The sequence below is a fragment of the Clostridium sp. X genome, from assembly GCF_055755365.1.
The window spans coordinates 1,808,510-1,832,537 of the sequence record NZ_CM146912.1 but is presented as its reverse complement, the minus strand read 5'-3'; the positions used below and the strand labels follow the sequence as shown (position 1 = coordinate 1,832,537).

The 24,028-nt window shown below is 29.1% G+C and carries 35 protein-coding genes; 14 read left to right on the top strand and 21 right to left on the bottom strand.

Features of this window, described 5'->3' with window-relative positions; translation table 11 throughout:
• Positions 1-91: 91 nt before the first annotated feature.
• Positions 92-652, bottom strand: coding sequence for a hypothetical protein (locus ACX0KU_RS09290; protein ID WP_472989572.1), 561 nt, complete (start codon positions 650-652; stop codon positions 92-94).
• On the opposite strand from ACX0KU_RS09290, the gene ACX0KU_RS09285 reads away from it, so the two are divergent.
• Entirely contained in the window at positions 652-819 is a 168-nt protein-coding gene (locus ACX0KU_RS09285; RefSeq protein ID WP_472989570.1) for a hypothetical protein, read from the top strand. The genes ACX0KU_RS09290 and ACX0KU_RS09285 overlap by 1 nt on opposite strands.
• Before the next feature lie 61 nt (positions 820-880).
• Here the strand turns inward: ACX0KU_RS09285 and ACX0KU_RS09280 are convergent, their stop codons facing one another.
• The gene (locus tag ACX0KU_RS09280; protein WP_472989568.1) at positions 881-1,042 is read right to left on the bottom strand and encodes a hypothetical protein; all 162 of its coding nucleotides are present in this window, start codon (positions 1,040-1,042) and stop codon (positions 881-883) included.
• A gap of 124 nt (positions 1,043-1,166) precedes the next feature.
• Entirely contained in the window at positions 1,167-1,751 is a 585-nt protein-coding gene (locus ACX0KU_RS09275; protein ID WP_472989566.1) for a DUF881 domain-containing protein, read from the bottom strand.
• A 508-nt stretch (positions 1,752-2,259) separates the two neighbouring features.
• Here ACX0KU_RS09275 and ACX0KU_RS09270 point away from each other — a divergent pair.
• The 10 genes from ACX0KU_RS09270 to ACX0KU_RS09225 all read left to right on the top strand — a co-directional run bounded on the left by ACX0KU_RS09270 (position 2,260) and on the right by ACX0KU_RS09225 (position 7,606).
• On the top strand, positions 2,260-2,637 hold the full coding sequence (locus tag ACX0KU_RS09270; protein WP_472989564.1) for a hypothetical protein: 378 nt from the start codon (positions 2,260-2,262) through the stop codon (positions 2,635-2,637).
• A gap of 78 nt (positions 2,638-2,715) precedes the next feature.
• A complete protein-coding gene (locus ACX0KU_RS09265; RefSeq protein WP_472989563.1) occupies positions 2,716-3,150 on the top strand; it encodes a CGGC domain-containing protein in 435 nt (144 codons plus the stop codon).
• Positions 3,147-3,953, top strand: a complete 807-nt coding sequence (locus ACX0KU_RS09260) for an MBL fold metallo-hydrolase (protein WP_472989561.1) — start codon at positions 3,147-3,149, stop codon at positions 3,951-3,953. Before ACX0KU_RS09265 ends, ACX0KU_RS09260 begins: the two co-directional genes overlap by 4 nt.
• Positions 3,954-4,372: 419 nt before the next feature.
• Complete coding sequence (locus ACX0KU_RS09255) at positions 4,373-4,561, top strand: hypothetical protein (RefSeq protein ID WP_472989560.1); 189 nt, start codon at positions 4,373-4,375, stop codon at positions 4,559-4,561.
• A gap of 133 nt (positions 4,562-4,694) precedes the next feature.
• Positions 4,695-4,892: a hypothetical protein gene (locus ACX0KU_RS09250; protein WP_472989559.1), complete on the top strand. Its 198-nt coding sequence runs from the start codon at positions 4,695-4,697 to the stop codon at positions 4,890-4,892.
• Positions 4,893-4,975: 83 nt separating this feature from the next.
• The gene (locus tag ACX0KU_RS09245; protein ID WP_472989557.1) at positions 4,976-5,395 is read left to right on the top strand and encodes a hypothetical protein; all 420 of its coding nucleotides are present in this window, start codon (positions 4,976-4,978) and stop codon (positions 5,393-5,395) included.
• Positions 5,396-5,519: 124 nt separating this feature from the next.
• A complete protein-coding gene (locus ACX0KU_RS09240; protein ID WP_472989555.1) occupies positions 5,520-6,467 on the top strand; it encodes an anti-sigma factor C-terminal domain-containing protein in 948 nt (315 codons plus the stop codon).
• Between the two features lie 67 nt (positions 6,468-6,534).
• Positions 6,535-6,822 carry a hypothetical protein gene (locus ACX0KU_RS09235; RefSeq protein WP_472989554.1) on the top strand — a complete coding sequence of 96 codons (288 nt, stop codon included), beginning with the start codon at positions 6,535-6,537 and terminating at the stop codon, positions 6,820-6,822.
• A 60-nt stretch (positions 6,823-6,882) separates the two neighbouring features.
• On the top strand, positions 6,883-7,326 hold the full coding sequence (locus tag ACX0KU_RS09230; RefSeq protein WP_472989552.1) for a hypothetical protein: 444 nt from the start codon (positions 6,883-6,885) through the stop codon (positions 7,324-7,326).
• 46 nt (positions 7,327-7,372) lie between these two features.
• Positions 7,373-7,606 (top strand): DUF2164 domain-containing protein, encoded by a 234-nt coding sequence (locus ACX0KU_RS09225; protein WP_472989550.1) that lies wholly within the window; start codon positions 7,373-7,375, stop codon positions 7,604-7,606.
• A 128-nt stretch (positions 7,607-7,734) separates the two neighbouring features.
• On the opposite strand, the gene ACX0KU_RS09220 is transcribed toward ACX0KU_RS09225, so the two are convergent.
• From ACX0KU_RS09220 to ACX0KU_RS09155, 14 genes are all read right to left on the bottom strand, one after another.
• Positions 7,735-8,466: an MBL fold metallo-hydrolase gene (locus ACX0KU_RS09220; protein ID WP_472989548.1), complete on the bottom strand. Its 732-nt coding sequence runs from the start codon at positions 8,464-8,466 to the stop codon at positions 7,735-7,737.
• Between the two features lie 26 nt (positions 8,467-8,492).
• Positions 8,493-9,716, bottom strand: a complete 1,224-nt coding sequence (locus tag ACX0KU_RS09215; RefSeq protein ID WP_472989546.1) for an MFS transporter — start codon at positions 9,714-9,716, stop codon at positions 8,493-8,495.
• A gap of 475 nt (positions 9,717-10,191) precedes the next feature.
• Positions 10,192-10,419, bottom strand: a complete 228-nt coding sequence (locus ACX0KU_RS09210) for a hypothetical protein (RefSeq protein WP_472989544.1) — start codon at positions 10,417-10,419, stop codon at positions 10,192-10,194.
• 82 nt (positions 10,420-10,501) lie between these two features.
• Entirely contained in the window at positions 10,502-10,627 is a 126-nt protein-coding gene (locus ACX0KU_RS09205; RefSeq protein WP_472992429.1) for a hypothetical protein, read from the bottom strand.
• Between the two features lie 29 nt (positions 10,628-10,656).
• Positions 10,657-10,779, bottom strand: coding sequence for a hypothetical protein (locus ACX0KU_RS09200; RefSeq protein ID WP_472989542.1), 123 nt, complete (start codon positions 10,777-10,779; stop codon positions 10,657-10,659).
• Between the two features lie 82 nt (positions 10,780-10,861).
• The gene (locus ACX0KU_RS09195; RefSeq protein ID WP_472989540.1) at positions 10,862-11,152 is read right to left on the bottom strand and encodes a hypothetical protein; all 291 of its coding nucleotides are present in this window, start codon (positions 11,150-11,152) and stop codon (positions 10,862-10,864) included.
• Positions 11,153-11,655: 503 nt separating this feature from the next.
• On the bottom strand, positions 11,656-11,958 hold the full coding sequence (locus ACX0KU_RS09190; protein ID WP_472989538.1) for a hypothetical protein: 303 nt from the start codon (positions 11,956-11,958) through the stop codon (positions 11,656-11,658).
• Between the two features lie 140 nt (positions 11,959-12,098).
• Positions 12,099-12,509 carry a peptide deformylase gene (locus ACX0KU_RS09185; RefSeq protein WP_472989537.1) on the bottom strand — a complete coding sequence of 137 codons (411 nt, stop codon included), beginning with the start codon at positions 12,507-12,509 and terminating at the stop codon, positions 12,099-12,101.
• A 174-nt stretch (positions 12,510-12,683) separates the two neighbouring features.
• A complete protein-coding gene (locus ACX0KU_RS09180; protein WP_472989535.1) occupies positions 12,684-13,268 on the bottom strand; it encodes a LysE family transporter in 585 nt (194 codons plus the stop codon).
• Positions 13,269-13,365: 97 nt separating this feature from the next.
• Complete coding sequence (locus ACX0KU_RS09175; protein ID WP_472989533.1) at positions 13,366-14,274, bottom strand: LysR family transcriptional regulator; 909 nt, start codon at positions 14,272-14,274, stop codon at positions 13,366-13,368.
• A 103-nt stretch (positions 14,275-14,377) separates the two neighbouring features.
• Positions 14,378-14,806 carry a DUF6262 family protein gene (locus ACX0KU_RS09170; protein WP_472989531.1) on the bottom strand — a complete coding sequence of 143 codons (429 nt, stop codon included), beginning with the start codon at positions 14,804-14,806 and terminating at the stop codon, positions 14,378-14,380.
• On the bottom strand, positions 14,790-16,316 hold the full coding sequence (locus ACX0KU_RS09165) for a tyrosine-type recombinase/integrase (RefSeq protein WP_472989529.1): 1,527 nt from the start codon (positions 16,314-16,316) through the stop codon (positions 14,790-14,792). Before ACX0KU_RS09165 ends, ACX0KU_RS09170 begins: the two co-directional genes overlap by 17 nt.
• Positions 16,303-17,751, bottom strand: a complete 1,449-nt coding sequence (locus tag ACX0KU_RS09160; RefSeq protein ID WP_472989527.1) for a tyrosine-type recombinase/integrase — start codon at positions 17,749-17,751, stop codon at positions 16,303-16,305. Before ACX0KU_RS09160 ends, ACX0KU_RS09165 begins: the two co-directional genes overlap by 14 nt.
• The gene (locus ACX0KU_RS09155) at positions 17,712-18,830 is read right to left on the bottom strand and encodes a tyrosine-type recombinase/integrase (protein WP_472989525.1); all 1,119 of its coding nucleotides are present in this window, start codon (positions 18,828-18,830) and stop codon (positions 17,712-17,714) included. The genes ACX0KU_RS09160 and ACX0KU_RS09155 overlap by 40 nt, the downstream gene beginning before the upstream one ends.
• Positions 18,831-19,347: 517 nt before the next feature.
• Here ACX0KU_RS09155 and ACX0KU_RS09150 point away from each other — a divergent pair.
• Together ACX0KU_RS09150 and ACX0KU_RS09145 are read left to right on the top strand one after the other, a co-directional pair.
• Complete coding sequence (locus ACX0KU_RS09150) at positions 19,348-19,896, top strand: helix-turn-helix domain-containing protein (RefSeq protein WP_472989524.1); 549 nt, start codon at positions 19,348-19,350, stop codon at positions 19,894-19,896.
• Positions 19,897-19,911: 15 nt separating this feature from the next.
• On the top strand, positions 19,912-20,562 hold the full coding sequence (locus tag ACX0KU_RS09145) for a YczE/YyaS/YitT family protein (protein WP_472989523.1): 651 nt from the start codon (positions 19,912-19,914) through the stop codon (positions 20,560-20,562).
• A gap of 161 nt (positions 20,563-20,723) precedes the next feature.
• On the opposite strand, the gene ACX0KU_RS09140 is transcribed toward ACX0KU_RS09145, so the two are convergent.
• The 4 genes from ACX0KU_RS09140 to ACX0KU_RS09125 form a co-directional block, all read right to left on the bottom strand.
• Entirely contained in the window at positions 20,724-21,650 is a 927-nt protein-coding gene (locus ACX0KU_RS09140) for a DUF5050 domain-containing protein (RefSeq protein ID WP_472989521.1), read from the bottom strand.
• A gap of 394 nt (positions 21,651-22,044) precedes the next feature.
• Positions 22,045-22,329 (bottom strand): hypothetical protein, encoded by a 285-nt coding sequence (locus ACX0KU_RS09135; protein WP_472989520.1) that lies wholly within the window; start codon positions 22,327-22,329, stop codon positions 22,045-22,047.
• Positions 22,330-22,378: 49 nt separating this feature from the next.
• Complete coding sequence (locus ACX0KU_RS09130; RefSeq protein ID WP_472989518.1) at positions 22,379-22,510, bottom strand: hypothetical protein; 132 nt, start codon at positions 22,508-22,510, stop codon at positions 22,379-22,381.
• A gap of 263 nt (positions 22,511-22,773) precedes the next feature.
• A complete protein-coding gene (locus ACX0KU_RS09125) occupies positions 22,774-23,160 on the bottom strand; it encodes a winged helix-turn-helix transcriptional regulator (RefSeq protein ID WP_472989517.1) in 387 nt (128 codons plus the stop codon).
• Between the two features lie 161 nt (positions 23,161-23,321).
• Between ACX0KU_RS09125 and ACX0KU_RS09120 the strand changes: the two genes are divergently transcribed.
• Complete coding sequence (locus ACX0KU_RS09120; protein ID WP_472989515.1) at positions 23,322-23,975, top strand: flavodoxin family protein; 654 nt, start codon at positions 23,322-23,324, stop codon at positions 23,973-23,975.
• Positions 23,976-24,028: the final 53 nt, after the last annotated feature.

The window sequence follows — 24,028 nt, the reverse complement described above, 5'->3', positions numbered from 1 at the left end:
ATCTAGTATAATTTCAACATATTAAATTATAACTCTTTTTATTTGATGTATTAGCTAACTATAAATTTTATTCACTATCACTTAACCATTACTAAGATACTTCACAATAAAGTAATACATTTGTATAATTAACAGTACCATTGTTAAAATATATATTTGCTCTAAAAGATACTCCTCCTGTTCTGCCACCATCAAGGATAGAATAACTTGGAGCAGAATGATTCATGATACCAGTACCGGCAATTGTTGCCATTAATTTAGTATCTACTGAAGCGTTCCTTAATGAACTTACTGTTGTACCATTTACGTTATATGTAACTTCAATAAAGAACGAACTCTCAAAATTCCAGACATCTTTTTTTACTGTCTTTGTAACAGAATTAATTGCCATAAGGTTTGTTGATTTTATTGCTGTCTCTAATTCACATTGTTTTTTACGCATATTAATATAGTCTAATAATTCTCTCTGCTGCGTTGCAATCTTACGAGTAGTTTCTTCATATTCTTCAATACTTACTTTAGATTCATCTACAGGAATATAACCTAAATCTAAGTTAAATTCTTTATTTACTGAATTTAATATTTTTTCATACGATGATACCTCTTTAGTTTTTGCAAAAGCTGGAATACTTGTTCCTAATGATACAATCAATGCTAAAAATAAAATTAATAATTTTAGCTTTTACTATTTTAATTACTGGAATTATATCTTCAAATGATTTTGCAGTTTCATCTGATGATACTTTTAATTATAATTTTCAATCCAAGCATCTTCTAAATGAGAATATTCAGAAAAAAAGATTAAAAAAAAACCTATAATACCAGCTACCGTATCATGTTTTAGGTAAGGATGTTTTACTGATTGTTCCATAACCATAAATCAAAGAAATAATGGTAGCATTAATAACATAATATTCAATAAGATATATTTTGTATTTCTTATACAAAAATCATATACTGTGAAAAATAGCAGTGATATACATAATATTAATGCACTATCCTCAAAAGATACATTCACAGGTATATCACTTGTAACTAACATTTTATACCCCCATAATATTAGTATAAATATACTTGATCCTATAGCAAAATAGCATCTATTATTTTAACCATTTTTCATACACTTCCTCTTTTCTTTATAATGAATACCCCACAAAAGAATGTATTTAGTTATTTATTTCTACTGGATTAGCATATTTAAAATCTATACTTCCAGTATATTGAGGTATTAATAATTTATCTTTTTTTTCTATTTTAATTCCTATGTGATTTTTATTTGACCAATAGTTTAATTCATTTTTTAATTCATCATCATTCATCAATACTTCAGAGTTTCCAATAGCTTTGATAATAAAAGGTGATTCAAACTCATTATTATTTACCCTAATCTTCATTTCATTTGCTTTTATTTTGTTTGTTGAAATTACTCGTTCATCATTTACAGAAATAGCTTCTGCTCCGGCATTTTCTAATAAATTTACTATCTTTTTTATATGCCAATCATGAACTATATAATAATATCTATCTTGTTTATCTCTCTCTGTTGGGTCATCTGTAAGTGTTATACTAACACCCTCCCCTTGTACCTTTACCTTGCCAGTTAGTATATCCATATTTTTCATGTTAGCATCTGATGCTTTAACCTTTTCTGTACTTGTACAGCCTGTTATAAAAAAAATTACTGATATTAATAAAAATACTGATGTTATAAATTTGAACCTTAATGAATTTTGCTTAAATATTGATATCATACTAATCTCTCCTTAATCTATATTCTTTATTTCCATACAGAAGATAAATAAAAAAATAAAAATGTTTCAAAAAATAAAATATTTTTATTTTTTATTTAGATGAATTATTCTTATTGAATTTAAATATAAAGAAATTTAGAATTACAGGTTTACATTTAAAAATAAATTAGTGTTTTTATGTTGCACAATCCTAATATATTCACCCGATAAAGGATTTTTAAAAATGAATAATGCTTTTACTATATATAATTCTTGCTTTTCAAAAATCTACAATATGATTTTAAATTTAAGTCTTCGCATGAATTTATTTATGTTATAATATAAAACATTAGTTATATGATGTAATAAAATCCATATAAAGGGAGGCTTTGAAAATGACAAAATGCATAAAAAAATTTATATTATGTGTTGTTACATCGTTTTTTTTTAGTAGGTTGCACAAGTAATATAAATCTTGAAAATACTACATTAAAGAATGAAAATAAGGAACTTAAACAACAATTAATTATTGCAAATAAATAAAAACATAAAAGCACAAAATGAACTATACGATCTAAGAAATATATTAGATTATAAAACACATATGATATTATCCGAACTATCTAAGGGCAATACTGATTATTTAAAAGATAAGATAACTAATAATATTACTATTTCTGGCAACAAATTAGTATCAAATAGTAAAAATAAAGGAGAACTTGAAATATCTAAGGAACAATTCACTCTTAGGCAAAGAGCATACATGCTTAGTGATGATAAAAAAGAATTTAGTTCAATATATGAATTTTTTCCAATTCAACAATCAAATGTGTTAAAAACGTTACATGTATATTTTATTTTTGATAATGAGGAATGGAAGTTAGATTTCATAGATAAAGATGAATGAAAAGTGGATCAGATAAAAAACTAACTAGATATGCTATTTTGTCTGAAAGAGCTTAAATAAAACGAGGGGGAATTAACCATGAATACTAAATATGTTGTTATAATTCAGTGCGATATTGCACACATAAGATGCAGTGGCTTTGCATGTACAAATGCTTTTTACAATAGAGATGAAGTTTTTAAGGACTATGATAATGAGACAAGATATATCTCTTTTACTTGTGGTGGATGTTGTGGTAAAGGGGTTGCCGCTAAGCTTGAACATTTCTCTAACAAATTATATAAAAAGAATAATATTAATAAAGATGAAGTTGTAATTCACTTATCTTCTTGTATGATAACTGATAATCATCACTATGATAGATGTCCACATGTAGATTACATTAAAAATATAGTGACAAAGAAAGGTTACAAAAATGTAGTAGAAGGATCTTATGTTAGTGCTGGAGCAACAAAGAAAAGAGAAGAAGGTATATATACTCGTTATGAAGAGAGTGAAGGAGTAAAAAGGTGAAATTAAAAGTTCTAGTAGATAACAATACATACATTGACCAATATTATTATGGTGAACCTGCTGTTTCATATTATATTGAAGACGAAGATACTAGACTATTATTAGATGTGGGGTATTCAGATTTATTTATTAGAAATGCAAATGCGTTAGATGTAGATTTAAAAAACATAAATACTATTGTTATTTCTCATGGTCATGATGATCACACAAGAGGATTAAAATATTACTTTGAACAAAATAATAAAAATAACATTATGATTATTGCTCACCCAGATACGTTTAAAGAAAAGATAATAGATAATTTAAAAATTTGTTCACCTATTTTACAAGAAGAACTAAAAGAAAAATGTAACCTAGTTCTTTCAAAAGAACCTAAAAAAGTTAGTAAAAATATAATCTTCTTAGGTGAAATACCTCAAATTAATAATTTCGAAATTAGAAAGTCCATTGGCAAACAAATTGTTGGCGAAACTTTAATAGATGATTATGTAATGGATGATACAGCTCTTGTATATAAAAGTGAACATGGACTTTATATTATTACAGGATGTTCTCATAGTGGAATATGCAATATAGTAGAATATGCAAAGCAAGTGTGCAATGACAATAGAGTATTGGGGATTATAGGTGGCTTTCATTTATTCGAAGTAACTGAACAAGTTAATAGAACAATAGAATATCTAAAACAGAATAACTTAAAGGAATTGTATCCTTGTCATTGTACTTCATTTGCTGTTAGAGCAACAATGCATAAATTTTTGCCAGTGAAAGAAGTTGGAGTAGGTCTGGAACTAAACTGGTAGTATCAGCCCTGCTTTTTATCTTATCTAATGAACATATAGATTTTCATTCCTCCAATAGTATCTCTTAATTCCTTGAATTTATTTAGTAGACTCTCCCCTCTAAACATTATATTTCTAAAAAATCTCATTATATTTTGAAACAAAAAACATCTTTAGTAAGTCTAATACTTAAATATATAAAATATAGACTAGGAGATGATTACATTGAGTAAGGATAATAAAAAGCTACTAAAATATCTGGGGATTTTATTTATATCAGGATTATCAGCATATAAACTTCCCCATGATTCATATTCTATAATTCAATATATTATAAGACCAATAAGATATAAAAATAGCACGATCTACCTTTCAGGGATAGTACCATTGGACCTTAATATTAAATTCAAAACTTTCCTATACTTAAAGGAGGTATATATTTGGATAAAAAAGATATAGACAAACTATTGACTTTAATTTCTAGAGGTTTTTTCTCATATTTCATTTTTATGTTTGTATTTGTATTTCTAGGTAATAGTGATATTATTAGTGCTATTTTAGCTGCAACAGTAACACTCTCAATTATTATTTATTCTTGCACAGATAAAATTTTAAATAAAGATAATTAAAAACCTTAATTAATAACGAGAACCTATTATCTTTTTATATTTAGAAACAAAATAATCATTTATTTCAAAAGCCTAACTTTTAGTCACATATTTCAAAATATTTTTATATTAAATTATTAAGGGTGATTTAATTATGAGAAGTAGTATATTGCATAAATTATTATATATTCTACAGCTTTTTCTAGCATTAATATTGATTTTTATAAGGTATGTAAGATTAAAAGCTTTACCTATGTATTTCCCTATAACAACAATAACAGATATTACAGTAATTTCATCGTTAATTATTATGATAATAAGATGTTGGATTATTAACAAGAATAAAAAATAGGCTATTTTTTTGTATTTAGAGTTAGACAAACCATAAAAATAGTGTGGATTAGTTTTAATAATAATTTGAAAGAAGGGGTATGTGTGAGAAAGAATAATTGGTTATCATACTTTGTATATGCTGTAATACTACTAGGTTATATTATGTTAAGTAATAAAATCTTAATATACTTGAATGAACAAGCACAAAAGTTTTACAATATTTTACCATTAACAATATGGAGAATTGTAATATTTATAGTATTGGGATTACTCCTTGGATTAGAGAAATTTTTATTAGAAATACGCAAGGAAGGAAAATGGGAAATAAATCTTCCTAAAGTAATATTTTTAGGGATTCCTACACTTTATTTTTCACTAAGTATATTTGTTTATTATTGTCCAATAGATTTTATCAGGCAACCTTTATCATCCTTTATGGAAACTAGAATGCATTTTATTCCAATCTTCCAAATGATTTTAGGTTATATATTAATCACAAGTTTTAATAAAGTAAAAGAGTAATTATATTTACAATACAATCTTAGATCATGTTTTACTAACAGAACTTTATATTTTAGGGGATAGAAGAAGATTATTCCCCTGTCTGTTAAGTATTAAGAAACCACTAAAGAAAGGATAAATTAACTTGAACAATAATTTTAAAGAAAAATTAAAAACCTATTCAGAAAATAAAGTTAAAAATGTATGTATTGCATTAATTCTATTATCTATTTTACTGATAATTTCACGCCCTCTTACCTCTAAGTATTACAACTTTGGTAATCCAAGTAAACATACATTGTATAGAAATGCTATTAAATCTGCTATAAATACAACAAAACCTAATGCTAAGCTAAATGGATCTACTTTTAGAGCAGGTCTACTTTTTAGTAGCGAAATAGGAATAGATTATTCAAAGGAAGTTGGCAAAGAAACGATTAAAGGAGGTAATGTTACTCTTAAATTTCATTTTACTAAGCCAGTCACTGTAACAGCTAAATCACCAGATTATTTAAACTTTAATAATTTCTTTTTTGACAATACACCTTATAACAATGAGAATACTAATATCTCTTTAGATAAAACAATGTGGAACACCTTAGAAAAGCTTCATGAAGGAACTGTTGCAGAAGCCTATATCACTTTTGACAAACTGTACGAAACTGAGGAAGTGTTTAGTATATTTAAGAATAAGGACATGAATCTTCTATGGCTTGCAGTGGATACAGGTGCTAAGAATAATTCTCATACAGTACTAGGATTCCCTCATACTCAAGACTTTCCAGAGCTTCGCAGAAATTGGTTTGATCCTCCGCCAAAATTTATAGATTATTATACAAATGCTCAGTTTAGAAATGAATATTTTATAAATACCTTAGAATTTCTAGATGAACATAAATATATAGCTAATATAGTTGATCCATTTGATTCAATTGAAAATATCGAAAATGCTATAAACTATGTTAATAAAAATGGAGTGAAAATACTAGGTGTTGCTATTACTGGCCCTACTAAAGAAATCCTAAAACTACGAGAAGAAAACCTTGTAAAACGAATAATTGTAGGTGAAACTCGCCTTTGGAATTGGGACTAAGACATGACTATCTGACTTTAGCTGCTCTGTTCACAAGATTCTTAGAAATTATGAAGGGATTAAAAATATGATTAATAAAGATTCATTAAAAAAAGTCCATCATGTAACTCAGTGGATTGTTTCCATTACTATGTTAGTTATATGTATTTATTACTTTTTTATTAATAAAAATATATTTAAAGAAACACAGTGGCTTATTTTATGGTTTTTGCTTGGCATTTCAAATGCAGGGAGCATTATTGATTCCAAATGCTTTGAATATAACTTTAGTTGGAAACGCAATTGGATAAATGTTCTAAATATATTTATATCTATACTTATTGTTATTGTAGAAATAAAAAGAATATGGTTATAAATTACTCTCTTTTACGATAACATTTCTTATTAATATTTAAATGTAAAGGAGCCCATAGCTATGAAATTAATACATCGTTTTCTATTTTCCTTACATGTATTTGTAGGAATAGGCGCCATCATGGGGGGAGCTGCTGCTATTCTTAATCCTCTGGATCCCCTTGGAGCGTCAGTTGCTTCTTTAAAGAATTCACCTTTTAGTAATTATTTAATACCTGGAATTATACTTTTTTCTGTAATAGGTCTTGGAAATATCATTAGTGCTATAATATTTCGTTTCAGGTCAAAACTTCAAGGTTATATAAGTAGTATTTTTAGCTGGGCTTTAGTCATTTGGATTGTAGTTCAATGTATAATGCTTAATGATGTTGTTTTTCTTCATGTTTTATTCTTTATTATTGGATTAGTTCAGGCTGGATTATCAATTGTTCTTTTATTTCAGCAGCGTTTATTTCCAACAAACATCATCCTAAGATTTTATAAAGGAATAAGAAAAGATATGTAGTTTGTATATCTTGTATTAAGAATATAGACTGTAACGGAGGTATATTATGAAAAAGAAAGATAAGTTTAACTTAACTAAAGAAACAAGAGAAAGTATGATTTCATCAATAAAAACCTACTTTTTTAACGAAAGAGAGGAAGAATTAGGTGACTTAGCCTCAAATCTTATGTTAGATTTCATTATAGAAGAATTAGGCCCAGAATTCTATAATCAGGGGGTACATGACTCATACAAATACATGAGTGATCGTGTCGAAGATTTATTATCAGTTCAAAAATAGTATATTCTTATAATGTTAAATCTATATTTTCAAGATTTCTTCTATATTTATGGCGAAAATTTAAAAAAGTACGCTAAAACCATTTGATTAGCGTACTTTTCTAATATTATCTTTTAACCTTTATTCTACTAACCTAACTTCCCAATCTTGTTTAGCGCATCAGGTATATCCCCTACATATTCGCCTCCATGATAACATATTACTTTCTCTATATCATAGTTACGCAATTTTAAAGCAGACTTTTTTGCCTCTTCCATATTTAATGTATACTGAGGTGCAGCAATTTCAAGCTTTCCATTTTCTATTGCTAAAGCATCTCCACTGATTAATACTTTAGGCTTTCTTAAATATATTGAAATATGTCCTGGAGTGTGCCCTGGGGTTTCCACAATCTCTATTCCTCCACACCAAAGAAAATCATCTCCGTCTTTTACAATTACGTCTACTTCTGCATTTCCTACGAATTTTAAAATATCCTGAAAGGCCTTACCTGCCTCCTGCTCTTCTGGTGACAGAATTGACTGTATCTCTTCAGCTTGCTGAAGACGTAATGACTTTGATCTTCCCTCAATATAAGGTGTCTCCTTTTCACTTGCAATAATCTGAACATGAGGGTACTTTCTCTTTATTGCAACAAGACTTCCCATATGATCATGGTCATGATGAGTTACAATTACTTTTGTTAATTTACAGAAATCAATACCTTTTTTATATGCAGCCTCTTCTAAAAGAGTCAGAAAATTTATATATCCACAATCCACTAAAATCATTTCATTTTTATCCACAAGTATCACAGGATAAATTGCATCTTCGCCATATCCAAAATTAAATTTAACATCTAAAATAACTATATTCTCCATAAGATTTCCCCTCCATACAAAAGCTACTATTCAGCTTTTACTATTGGCTCTCCAGCCTTAACCAAGACTTTACTACTTAGCATAAAGAACCCTTGAATAAATAGTAAAATTCCTGTTCCTCTAAGTAGCCATTCTATTCTAATTATGTCGGATAGTGGTCCAAATACAAGCATGCCAAGGGGCATCATAATACTCGATATCATTCCTAGAACACTAAATACTCTTCCAAGAAAATCTTCCTCTACCTTCTCTTGCAATAGTACTGTGGCCGGTGTATTAAACACGGGCATAATAACTCCAAACAGGGCCATAAAACTTATATATACCCAAAAGTTTGGAATGATTCCAAGTGCAACAGTACAAATTCCAATAAAAAAGCTTGATAGTATCATTGTATGAACTCTGTTTTTAAAGCCACCCCATGAAACCATTACAATACCTCCAAGCATCATACCAATTGAGAAAGTAATTTCAATTGCTGTTAGACGCCAAACTTCATTACCAAAAGTACGTGTAACTTGTAGCGGTGTCAAAAATGCTGCTGGTGCCACTAATATATTGAATACTGCACAGAAGAGAAAGAATCTCTTAACATAACCATGATTCTTGATATATTTTACTCCCTCTTTCATATCAGTAAAATAGCTAGTTGTTGGCTTACTTAAAGCTTTTGCGTGAGATGGAACCTTTAAAAATAAAAGTAATATTAAAATAGCTATAGCTGCTGTAATAACATCTATAAAAAATATTGCCTCTATACTAGCTTTAGTTAAAAGCGCCCCGCTAAGCATTGGTGAAATTAGCATAACTAGTGATTGTATACTTCCATTTGTTGCATTTACCTTAGTCAGCTTATCCTCAGGCACAAGTTGCGGAAGAAAAGCTCCTATAGCTGGAGTTTGAATTCCTGAACCTACAGCACGTACAGCAGAAGCTACAAAAAGCATCCATATTGCATTGTATCCCTTAAAAAACATTATAGCTAAAATAAGTGTTGCTATGGCAATTAAGGAATCTGACAAGATTATAAGCATTTTCCGATTATAGCGGTCAGCCCATACCCCTGCAAATGGTGAAAGAAAAAAGGTAGGTAAGAAACCACATATAATTGCCATGGTCATCATTGATCCTGATTGTGTTTTTAAAGTAATATGCCACATAATTGCATATTGAACCAGCATTGACCCAAAAAGAGATATAGTCTGACTGGTTAAAAAGAGTATTATGTTCTTTTTCCAATTTTTATCCATATGTTAATATACACTCCAATCATTTTTAAAATAATATTACTTGCATTCCATTAATAAAATAAAAAATCCCCTCCTTGTAACCTGGAGAGGATAGCGTCCTAACTATATCATAACCTTAGTGTATTACAAATAAAATCTTAGATCTATGTACAAAAAACACCTGTACATATCAAGATTCAAGCAATTAATTAAGGTTAAAAACATATTATATCGACAAACTATCAACAGTTACAAAAACACTATCCACTCACAAAGTTAAAATAAAGCGCACAACAACAAAGCCTTCCTTAAGACCTTATTTGAACTTTTATTTTAGATAAACATAAGTGAATTATATATTCTCATTTCTGCCAATACCTTGCCCTTTCTTAAGATCAAATTTGTTAATTTCTAGTATAATTATATAGATAACAATTATTGCTGTCAACTGCTAAGATGAGTAATCTTAATGATTTAATCTTGTATCTATTTTGCTTTAAAATCTTGATGAAAAGCTATTCATTGCTTCCTTAACTTCTTCTACTGCTTCAGGTTTTATTATTGCAAAAAACTTATGCATTATTTCTTGAAAATATGCCATATCAAATGTTCCTGCTGCTTGTCTTGCAAAGCTCTCCTCTAACATTGATTTAGCTTCTTCCTTTTTGTCATCCATTACTCGTTCAATAAAAAAATTATAAAACATCTCTTGCCCTTGATTCATAAATTAACATCTCCTTTAGTATTTTTTGATTTTAAAAGTCCTATCCTATATTCTCGATAATTTTTTTAAATCATTCAGTTTTTTATTTAAAACATTCAATATGTTCTAAGTCATTTCTGTATCTCTTTAATGTCATCAAAAACTTATTCTTCTCTTCTATATCAGTAAATGCTCTTAATGGAATAATTGCAGCAGAAAGAGAGCTTATATAGATAAAAATATAATCCTCATTCTCTTCTATTCTTTCAATTGAACTCCAAGCTGTATAAATAGAGTTTTCTTAACTGTTTTAGAGCTCTTTATATGATGCATATTAAAAGCGATATAGTCTTCTTTTGTTAAATCATATTGAATCATCATTCTGTCTGTCTCCTCTTATGTAAAATTGAGTTCTCACATTTAAAATATCAAGCTCTTTTAAAAAACTCTAATAGTATTATATTTATTTCAAGACGCTCCTTATAAATACAATCAAAAGTCCTGTAATGACTCCAATACTACTCCAATTGATAGACTCATTTTCTATAGTCTTTTTATATGCAGTTAATATTTTACCCATTATAACAAAAAGCAATGCTGTGTTAATTAATGCTTCAGAAGAAAAAAGCTTAAAAGTATTATCAGTGATTAATACTATGGATATAGGTATAAGAACTATGGATGCAGCAATTAGATAGAATATTAATCTCCATTTAACAGCAATTTCATACAAAATCAACTTACTATTTTTCATATTAAATCCTCTCTTATTCCCTCTATTTATATATAAAGAAATATTTAGAATTTCATTCTACATATGTATACTTTTTGCTCTATCTGTTAATAATTTAAATACTTACCCATACCAATACCATTCCCTAAAGATAAAGCCCAAGGAGTAATATCCTAGGGTTGATTTTGTTTATATGAATATTTCGTTATTTTTCTTAATATACGAACGGCGCAAAATTAGAAAAATGCGAATAAACTAAAGCCCAAATTATGTTACATCAGGTCTACAAATTGGAATTTGTCTTTAAATTTATGTAAAAATTTCAGAATTTCTTTTTATTATTGCATCAATATTATTATTTCTATACGTATCTCTAGGTTTTCTATCTGGAAATAAGTTTCATCCAAGTGTAATAACACCATAGTTATCATCAACAAAACTATTTCTTAATTTAAAAAATCACAAAAATTCTTAAAATACAATTTTATTTTACCAGTAACATACTTCATGCCCAAAATCTCTATCTATTCAGCATCAAAATCAATAAAGTACTCTCTCTCTGGTGTATGTATCGTGAGGGTTGCTAAACTAATATTGTCCTCTAAAATATCCAATCTGTATTCAAACATGATATCATCATTTTGCTTCTTCATGAATAAGTAACTTCCTTCTTCTTGATTCTCAGCCTCATCACTTATTTCAGCGTAGATTTCTTCGCCACTAACTTCTCCAGGATATCCTGACTTTCTTATCTTTTCCTCTATTGCTTTAAAAAGCTTTTCCATTTTTTCTCTCTCTTTCTTTTTTAAATACTTATTTCTCTTCAAATCAAGTATATACTATATTTCTAAATAACAGTATCCCTAATCATTATTAATTAATGATCAGAGCAAAACCTCACTTATCAAGCTCACATGATTCTCAATGACCTCTAGGCTAATACTTACTTCATATTTTAATTATTCAATTAGATTATTATACCTTCAAAGTGATCCATTTCATGTTGAATTATTTGTGCTATAAATCCAGTAAATACTTGCTTTTGCTTCTTAAAATTTCTATCAAGATATTCCACTTCTATCATTTCATATCTCTTTGTTTTTCTAAAGCCAATTAAAGATAAACAACTCTCTTCAGTTTCATAAACCTTTTCTTTATTTAATACAACTGGATTTATCATAGGCACAATAAGGTTGCCTACAGTAAATACTAATGTACGCTTTCTTACTCCAATCATATTACCAGCCAATCCAACACAATTCTCAAGGTTTGCTCTTAATGTATCTATTAAATCATCAATTACTACTATATCATTTTTAGTTGCATCTTCTGATTTCTGTCCTAAAAACAATATATCTTTTATAATTGGTTTTATCATAATTTATCTTTAGTGAGAGAGTGTATTATAAGTACCAAGCCCTCACTAAAACTCACTTCCTTTCTTTTTATACCTTTTCCTGTGTATAACATGTTGATAATTCGTTATATATTAAGAATGCGTAATAGTACAACTACAAATTGAATTTTTCAATTGGATAAGTAATAACCTATTTCATTTTATTATGCTATATGCACTTTCTAATAAGATAATTGCTAAGACTATATTTATAATACGGTAATGTCTCAAATACACCTTCTGAATCATCATTCCAATCCCAATCCACGTTATTGTTGCAATAGTTCCTATTGTAGCTATAACGAGTTCAAATACCAAAAGCACGATAAAAGATGTGCTGTATTCTATTACATATCCTGTCAATGCCGTAATTCCAAACATATAAATTTTGACATTTATAAACTGTAACATGAATCCTTTAATAAATGATGCCGACTTTTCTGTGTTTCCTGTTCCTACCTTGCTCAATGCAATATGGATTGCAAGCCACAAAATATATATAGCACCAATATATTTCATGATTTCAAGTGAACTTGGCAATAAGAAACTGACACCATAGACAAAAATTGCACAGATAACTTGTACCACATAATATCCAATAAAAATCCCAAAGAATAATGGCTTTCCTTTTTTCCACCCATAGTCTGTAACTGTACTTAGTGCTAAAATATTCCCCGGTCCTGGTGTAAAAGCGTTAACTAACGAATAAATAAAGAAATTAAATAATACATAACTTGGCATAATCAAACATCCTTTTCATTTTTCTTTAGAATACCATAAAAGAACATTCCATATGTAATTCTTTATTTTTATGTTAATCCATAGCTTCAGTCTATGATTAGTTCTCGTTATATTTTTTTAATGCTGAAATATATATTTGCCCCAATTCGGATAATTCATGATTTTCATTCAGAACATAGCCAATACACATCTCTTCATCTTCATCTTCATCTAATGGAATTGCAATAATCATGTCTCCTTGCAAATATTTAGGAAAAATACCACTGGAGATAGTATAACCATCTAACCCAATCATTAGATTTACTATAGCCGCACGGTCACTGACCTTTATACTCTTTTCGCTTAATACAGTGCTATACAGTTCTTCCGAAAAATAAGCAGATTCATAATTTCCCTGAATAAAATTCAACCTAGGATACTCCTTCAAGTCCTCCAATTTCACGTAAGTCCTATGCGCCAATGGGTGTTCTGATCTCATGAAAACATGAGGTCTAACAGTAAATAATTCGGAGAATGTAAGCTTATTATCCTCCAACGCTTTTTGTATGACAATTTTATTACTGTTGCTGATATAAATAATGCCCAAATCACTAAACCGGTTCTTTACATCTTCGAAAATCTGGTGGGTCTGTGTTTCGTTTAATATAAACTCAAACCGTTCCTGTCCAAACTGTTTTACCGTCTCAACAAAAGCGTTCGCTGTAAAAGTGTAATGCTGAGTGGAAACACAAAATCTTTGTTTTTTCGGAAGCTTCGTAATGAATTTATCTTCCAGCAAATCCATCTGCTGAATTACCTGCCTGGCATATCCCAGAAATTCCATCCCCTCTTTTGTTAATGCAATCCCAGTTCTGCTTCTAGTAAAAACCTTAAATTTTAATTCTTTCTCCACTTCCTTGATTGCATTTGATAAACTGGGCTGAGAAATAAAAAGCTGCCTAGCTGCTTCTGTAATAGATTCTGTTTCTGCAATCATAATCATATATTTTAAATTTTGCAAAGTCATTACATCACCTTCCTTTCTTATCTTTCTGCTTTTGCTTCAAATTCTTACTTATCGATATAATTATATAAATAATTGTTAGTTCGTAATTTTATACGATTGCGACTTACTTTATACTTTTTAATTTATCTAATTGTTCTCTTAATCTTTTATTTTCCTCTTTAAGTTCTTCCATTTCAACTAACTGAATAATTAAATTTTGCTTGTCTTCCTTAAGTTTCTTAACTTCTTCGTATAATTGCTTTATCTTATCATCTTTAGCCTTTATTTTATCTTTATGTGTAACGTTACTATCATCAGGAACACCTTTCTCAATGGCTCTTAGGCTTAATATACGCTCTTTTAGAATATCATTGTTATATAGAGTAGCCTTAGATACTCCTGCTTCCTCGGCTACTGTTTTAAAGTTGATTTTCTTCGTTTTAGAACGCTTTAATTTATCTATTACTTTATTAACTTTGTCGATAGTTTCTTGGTTCTTCTTTTCTGCAAATTCCTTTAAACCTTCTGTGTTTCTATTAGGCTTCTTTACCATTCATTTGCACCTCCAAACTATCTACAAGTGGTTTTAAATACTTATATTTAACATACTGTCTTTCCCAAGACCTTTGTTGTCCTAACTCTTTATATCTTGCCATTTCCTTTTCCATAAGGTCTAATTCTTGCTTTAAGATAGGATAGAACTTTACCTCGGTAACGTAGTTAGGACAGTTATAGAAAAAACAACCGTCTCCATCGGAGCAGTTACCCCTTCTAAAATCATAAAGGCATACACCTGTCGGCAAAGGATTAAAACTCATAGATTTTGATAAGTTAGAAATTATATCATCAATCTCTTGTTCTGTTTTACCACGAAATTGTTCATTAAGTTTAGATTTAATTTCCTTTGCTCTTAGTCCAGCAATCTTAGAATCTTTGCCAAGTATCATATCTGAATATATTTCTTTAACTTCTTCTTCTTTTAAAGTAAGGTAGTGTGAAGTCATTTCAATAGATACATGGGCAAATTGTTTCATAATATGTGCTATAGGTACTTTTTGTTTAATAAGTTCTCTAACAAATGTTGCTCTAAATTGGTGAGATTTCAACGGATATAAGTTGCCTTTACTATCTCTTATATCCCATCTTTTAATGAAGCTAGGCAATCTTTTTTCTGACCATTTAGAAGTGTTTAAGACTCTTATTCCATGATTTTTAATTATAAATAGTTCCTTTAATCCACTTTCTTTTCTTAAATCCTTAGTATATTCTTCAAGTTCTGATACTGCATTTTTAACTAATTCATTAATAAATACCTTATGAATTATAGGCTCACCTTTTTCAGTTTTACCAAGAGTAACTTCCATATAATCATATCCATCCTTCGTTGTGTGAACACAACCTTGTCGAATAGATAACACTTCATTAATTCTAAGTCCTGTTTGACTTTGAATTATTACTCCTACTTTAGTTAAGATATTCTTTTCTTTTAATGCACTTTGAAGTATTTTATCAAATATATCTTCTGGAACGGGTTTAGTTCTATTTTCTTTTAAATCCTTTTTAACATCCCATAAATCAAAAGAAGTAAAGTCTACAAATATATTAGTTTTAGGAACATTCCAACCTTTAATTTGACCTATCTTAATGATTTCTTCAATTACTGAACAATACAAATATCCTGTCCTTTGAGACACTTTCTTTTCCTCTTTAAGCCATAATGAATAATTTAAAAATACTTCTTTAGTTATTTCATTAAAACTATTGATACTATTTGAATCACAAAACTTTATAAATATAGGTAAATGTCCATTAATATTGTAGAAAGCAGTTTGCGGTTTAACTTTTCCTAATCTATAGTAAGTATAAAATTTAACAGTAAGCTTCATATCTTCATTTCTTATAAAATCAAAGTTGATTTTTTTATGACTATTTTTGGTTGTTTTAGCAGTTATAAAAGGGGATAAATCCCATATATCATCAGTAAATTTAGAGTTTCCAATAGTTATATTACTATAATCACTTTCAATAGTTATTGGTTGTAAATTTAACTTAGTTATTGACATCTTGTATTTCCTCCAATCTCTTTACAATCTCTTTTAGAATTTCAATAGTAGGAAGGAAATGCTCTGCATAGTGGTCGCCATAAATATTTTCTTCTAATTGTTTTTCTAATTCTGCTAAATGGTTTTTATGAGCCTGTAAATACTCTGGAGTGGTGATATATCTGCTACAAGTGTAACATTTCTGCCTTTTTAATAATCTATCGCAAATCTTTCCATCAGTGCAAGGCTTAGTGCAATAACCATCTTCCATTCTTGCTCCTTTGTCTGTGTTTTTTTTGAACCAAATTAAATCATTCTTATCTCTTATAACCGTCTCATCAACTTTGTTTATGTTACCTATAATACCTATATTCTTAAATACTTCAGCTCTTTCCTTATCTTTAACATCAGCATAACTCTGCTTTGTTGTCATAGGAGAAGAATGTCCTAAAACTTCTTGTATAGCCTTTAAATCAGTTCCTTTAGATAACATATCTGTAGCAAGTGTTCTTCTAAATTGGTGGGCTGTAAGGTTGTAATATTCACCATTGGTATCTCTGATATTATTATTTTTAATGAAGTTATTAAGCCATTCATTATACGTTGAAGGTCTATTTATAATTGGTTTTATATTATTTTTTAAGTTTCCTATTTTGTATTTATTAATAAACAAATAATCTTTAATACTATCATTAGCTTGTTTCCTTAATTCTTGTGTATGCTCTATCAACTTTTTCACTGCGATAGCACATTCATTAGGAATAGGCATAGGTTGACGTTCTTTACGGTTTTTATGGTCATACCAAGTTAATGTATATCCACTAATTAAGTGTGGGTTAATGCAACGAACAGTTAACTTTAGCATATCTCCAATTCTCATACCAGTTGATTGAAGAATGATTATTCCGTATTTTACATAAGGATTTTCTTCATTTTTTAGAACTTTGTTTATCTGACTTAATACTTCATCTGGAATAAAATTTATTTTAAGCTTACTGTTAACTCCTGTATATTCATTACCAGTAAATATTTCTGTTTTAGGTACTTTGTTAGGCATATATAATTGTCCCCAACGAATTATATTTCTAAGAGTGATAATACATTGTCTTTGTTTAGATTGGGAATAATTCCTTTGTGTCTTAGGATTAATCAAAAGTTTCAAGTATGAAATTAATAAATCTACTTCTTTATTTGTTAGAGAATTAAAATTATGAATGTTATTTAATTTTAAAAAATCATTTAAAGTTTTAACATTACTAGAAGATTCTATATATAACCCATTTAAAACCTTATTTCCTTCTTTATAGTTTCTCCAAATATAAGTCTTAACTACATTTTTAATGCTATCGCTCTCGATATATGAAAAATCAAATTTAAACTTCTTTCCGTAATGTTGTGAGTTGCTATCATTATCTATCAATTCCCACTCATCACTGTTAGGCATTTTACTCGCCATGCTCCACCTCCAACTAATGAACTCTTATTCCAATACCTACTTAAATTATCTTCAAGATACTGATTTGAAATATGAGTATATTGTTGAGTAGTAGTAATATGTTCGTGTCCTAAGATTATCTTAACAACGCTAATATCCATACCACTTTGAACTAAAGCAGTTGCACAAGTATGCCTTAAATCGTGGAAATTTAACTCTATTCCAGTTTTCTTTTTAACTGTATTAAATACTTCATAGATTGCTCTATAAGTTAGTGGCTTACCTAAGTTTTGTTTTTGTTGTGATACAAAGATATAACTATGTTCTGTATCAATGTTATTCCTTTCTTCCATTATGAAATTATCTATTTCCTCTAATAAATTCATTGGAATATATAAGTTTCTTCTCTTACCTTTAGACTTTATATTTTCCAACATTCCAATTTCTTTTGAAGTATCAGGATAAGGTATATCCTCAATTTGAAGGTCTAAAACTTCACCGATTCTTGCCCCTGTAAGGTACATTATCTTGAAAATAAGTTTATTTCTCCAAGTAGTTAAAGCATTTAAAAATATTTCTGCATCACTATCTGATACTAATTTAAAAGTAGTTTTACTTTCTTTAACTTTGAATATGGATTGCTTAGTCTTATTATTACTTCTTGCATGGTGTAGTAGGCTCTTAAACATATCAAATGGTCTATTTACGTCTTCCATTATGATAGGGTTATTTATCTCTTTAACCATTCCACAATATTTATAGAAGTTATAAACTGTACTAAGTATTCTATTTATTGTTTTACCTGTACGCTTACTTTCTGCATAAATACTAACTACGTTATCGGTAGCGTTAGGCTCTCTAAGGCATTCTATAAACTCACCTATAACATTAGGTGTTACTTCGTCATATTGGTAATGCTCCTTATTCAAGAACTCCCAATACAACTTTAAATCATTGCAATTAGCCTTTATAGTGTTAAATGCTCTATCTTTTTGTCTAAGGTGTTTCAAGTAGTCATATACTGGCTTAACCAACCTCATACTATTGTCTAACAAAACAACGATATCTTTTTCTTTATATCTTATCGTGTGTAATTCCACTTCTTCTGTTCCTCCATACTTATTTTATATGTCTAACAAGTTTATATTGTCATTTTACCACTTATACCTAACGTATATCAATGATAATATTGCCTTATTAATATTTATACCAAGTATGGTACTCACTTACTCTTATACACTCTCCATTTATACTCTCTTACCCTTGTATAATACTACTATTCTATATAGTTATATTATTACTTACTATCTATACTATAATCACTAAAGATAACATAATTTACACCTCTTTTTCAGTTATATTTTTTATAAATTATACTATATCGTATATAAAATTAACACATAAAGTCCAAAACTCAGTTGGCACATTAATGATACTGATCGAGTTGTTTATATCGTTCATATATCACATTTGATTACGATTACGTCTTAATTTTATGTCTATAATCCATATGATATCGATAGTATTATTTTAAGAAAATCTTTACAAATAATCTAGATCATGATATTTTATTCACTATAGAGTAATTAATCCACTATAATATACAAGGAGATTCATATGATTTCAGCAAACGAAACTATAAGTAGAAATATTAAAAGAATTCGACAAGAGAGAAATCTTACATTGGATGATTTAGCTGTATTAACCAGCGTTAGCAAGAGTATGCTAAGTGAAATTGAACGTTGCACCAAAAGTCCCACAATATCTGTCCTTGAAAAAATATGTAATGGAATTAATGTTCCACTCTCTCAACTTACGTATATTGAAACGCCTCAAGTATCTGTTACCACAAATGATACAGTTAAGCACTATTCAGCATGGGATGGATTTGAATTATTTGTTTTGTTTGAATTTGACCCTGATAAAAAGTTTGAAATATTTCGTCATGTAATTGCTCCCAATTCTGAACGTTCCTCCGAGTACCATGAAGCAGGTATAAGAGAGTATATTATTTGCACAAAGGGCATTTTTAGCGTACAAGTTGGAGACAAAACATTCCATTTACAAGAAGGCGAGGCAATACAGTTCCTTGCTAATTGCAACCATAAATATTTAAACTCAACAGACAAAGAGGTAAACATTGTTATGATTCTGTATCATGAATAAAAGGGGGATTCTACTATGAATAATTATGTTAAAAGAATAATCAAGCTGATATTTGGACTGTTTTTATATTCACTTGGTTCTTTTTTAACCATACAGGCTAACATTGGCTTAGCCCCTTGGGAAGCATTAAGCATGGGTGGAGCCTATCTAACACATCTATCCTATGGCAATATCGTTGTTATTACTGGCTTAATTATCATTGTTATTGATTTTACATTGAAAGAAAAAATTGGATTTGGTACAATTCTCAATGCTATACTGATAGGAAAGTTTGTTGATCTAATTCAATTTACCAATATTATTCCCAAAATGTCCAATCTTGGACTTGGCTTACTAATGCTCCTTTTAGGGCAAGTTGTTATCTGCTTTGGAAGTTATTTTTATATTGGTTCATCTCTCGGGTGTGGTCCCCGTGATGCACTTATGATTGCACTAGGAAAACGTATGCCTAATGTACCCATAGGGGCAGTACGAGGTTTACTAGAAGGTACTGTTCTTATTATTGGCTGGCTACTAGGTGCAAAGATCGGCATAGGAACAGCAATATATGTATTAGGAATCGGATTTATTTTACAATTTACATTTAAATTATTACACTTTGATGTGAAAAATATCGAACATGAGAGTATATCTGATACAGTTAAAGTTAATGTCATCAAAGCATAAAGATTTACTTTCCATAAAGTTATAGATGTATCCTGATTTATTAGGTCACAATTTTATGAAACGGTTCATAATCCTGCATTTAAGAATTAATGAACCGTGTATGAAAATTGCCAACTTAGCATACTTGACAATAATACATTAGCTATAGCTAGTTATGACCTCTATTTAAACTTCATCTTTTCACTCCCATCCATGTTGATTCTGTAAGCATTGCCAGAAGAACCTCCGTAATAGATCCACTCTCCGTATATACCCTTGATTTCGTTGATTGAGATATTACTTATCTTTATTTTTTCTGTTCCATCCAGATTTACCCTGTAAATCCCATTTCCGCCATGGACAGAATAGTAAATATAATTTCCGTTCAAATTGAAATCCGCTGTATTGTCATTTACAATTTGAGTTTTTTCTGTCCCATCTGTTTTTATCCTATACATAAATTGATGCACTTCATCATATGTGTAGTATATCCAGTTATCTTTGACTACCTGAAGGCCTGCATTGTCAGCAACCTTGGTCTTACCCGTACCATCAATCATCATTTTGTATATGCCACCGCTGTTTGTATAATATATCCAATCATCTGAAACTCGTATCACGCCTGAAGTAAGATCAATATCTGCCAGCTTTTTCTTTTCCGAACCATCTGTCTTCATCTTATAAACGCCACCAACAATTATCGTTGTAAGCTTATCAGGAGGGGATTTCTTTTCAAGATCATTCATTTCATCATTACTTTTTTTCGTGCTGTAATAAATCCAATTGTCTGAGACGGCAAAAGACGATACGATATCATCACTGAGCTTCATATTCCCTGTGCCATCTGCATTAATTTTAAAGAGATTGCATATAACTGAATCGTCGAGATAATAAATTGTTTCGCCATCTATCCTTAACTGGTATGCCTTGTCTGTAAGTTTCGTTTTCCCTGTCCAGTCCGTTTTCATCTTATAAAGAGAACCGTTATTTACATAATAAATCCAGCCCCCGCTTTGATTTACATCGCCTATATGTGCTCCTGACCCGCAGCCTGTAAGCAATGTAACACTGAAAAGAACAAGTATCAAAAAAATCATTACTTTTTTCACTATAAATCACTCCTCCGATTTAATTTTTATTCATATGTCCCAACAATTCTTACTCTTCTGAATTCGGCATTGATATTACAGTTTTACTCTTAATGTTAACTTCTCTCAGTAATTTTTTCAGTTATCTTGCGAATAATTATATTATTGATAAGATCTTTAATGTTATGCCATACATAGATAACCTAATGACATTTATTATTTATACAATATGCCAAGCTCTTGTTCTGAGAGTTTTGACTCTATTCAACTTGTTATTTATTAAAATGATAAAAAAATCAAAATAGGAAACTATATCAAATTTGCTTTATTCAAAAAACTCCTTGCTATATACCACAGTTCCTGTAACACCATCAAGGCCTTTCATAATATTCTACAATGATGCCCTAAAGAAAAACTACTCCACAAAATAAAAACATTGTTGAATCTTACAAGCACATACTATTAATTCAACTTTCTTCAATTTAAAATCATATAACTCATTTATCTTCTTAATAAATTTAATAAAATCTTTAATGTTATACTCAAATTTAGAAGTTCCTGCAAAATCTCCTGAAACCACTTTAACCTTAAATACTGTATTATATGGACTTCCACTATAATAATCTGCATATGAAACATCGATTTCGCTAATTGTTAGTTGTTCACTGTCATTTCCTGTATCTATATAATATGATTTCAAGTTTTACACCTCCTAACTATAAGTGCTACAAAAGTATCTTATTATTTATTCAGTTTATATTTTTGAAAGGATAATAAGGAGTATTTGAATTTGGAGGATAGTAAGCTAAATCTTCTGCTGTCCAATTATTGTTTTCATAAAATAAACTTCCTATTTCTGAACGATAGGGTAGCTTTTTCATTGCTTCCCCACCCAATTGTCTTTATTAAATCAGAATTCTCATACATATAGAAAGCAGTTTTTGCTCTCCAAAGAAATCCAGATCTTTCTGATATTGCTGTTCTATATCCTTTAGGTGTATTAAAAATGTATATATTGCCCCAGTTATAGTTCTCTTGACCTAACATTTTAATTATAACAACTCACTACAATTTACAAGTGAATAATAGATCACGGTATCGACGTAACATAAGAATATTGCGTATTAAAGTAAATAAGAAGCGTTTAAAAATTTGATTTCGACTTATCAAGTTTAAGTTGTTCTTCACCCCATATAGACAATTCATTCAGTGCGGGAAGTAATGTTTTACCTCTTTCTGTTAGACCATATTCAACTTTAGGAGGAATCGTTTCGTATTGGATTCTAACAATAAGATTATGTTCTTCTAATTCTTTTAAAGATTTTGTAAGCATCATATTAGTAATACCTTTAACTTTTCGTTTTAATTCATTATATCTAGTGAGATCATTCTCAAATAAGTACCACATAATAGGAAGCTTCCACTTTTGCCCAATAATCTCTAATGCGTATATAAGGGGACATCTTGTACCATAATTCTCATATTTATTATCATTAGCAAATTCTACATTGGAATCCAAATCATTATTCATAACTACAGCTCCTTTAAATTCAATAGTATAATTTTTATACTAACACAGAAAAAACTGCGTACTTATATATTTATAACCTTATGATATATAATTATAGCATAAAATGATAAATATAAAGATAAGTGAAAAAAATATAGATAAATACGAGGAGTGTTACTATTATGAAAGTTTATGCTATTAACGGAAGTCCAAGAAAAAATAAAAATACAGCTATACTACTTCAAAATGCTTTAGACGGAGTAAAAGAATCTGTAAAAGATAAGGAAATTGAAACTGAAATAATTAATTTATATGATTTAAATTACACTGGTTGTAAAAGCTGCTTTGCCTGCAAAAGACTTGAAGGTAAAAGTTATGGAAAATGTGCAGTAAAAGACGATATTCAAGAAGTTTTAGAAAAGGTATCTCAAGCTGATGGGCTTATTTTTGGATCTCCAATATATTTTGGTACTATAACAGGTCAATTACAATCATTTTTAGAAAGGCTAATATTTCCTTACTTAGTGTATGATGAGAACTATTCTTTTATTGCACCAAAGAAGATGCCAACAGCATTTATTTATACAATGAATGCTCCAGAAGAAGTAATGGACCAGATTGGTTATTTAAAAACCTTCAATAATATTGAATCCGCTATTGAACGTATGCTTACAAAACCATTAGTTATGTATTCAAATAATACTTACCAATTTGATGATTACTCAAAATATAAATCTACTGCCTTTTCTGAGGAAGCAAAAGCAGCACATAGAAAAATACAATTTCCTTTAGATTGTCAAAAAGCATTTGAACTAGGTGCAAATTTGATAAAATAATATATTAACTAAAATGAATAACTCCTTAGAAATATTCTGATTAAATTTAATAT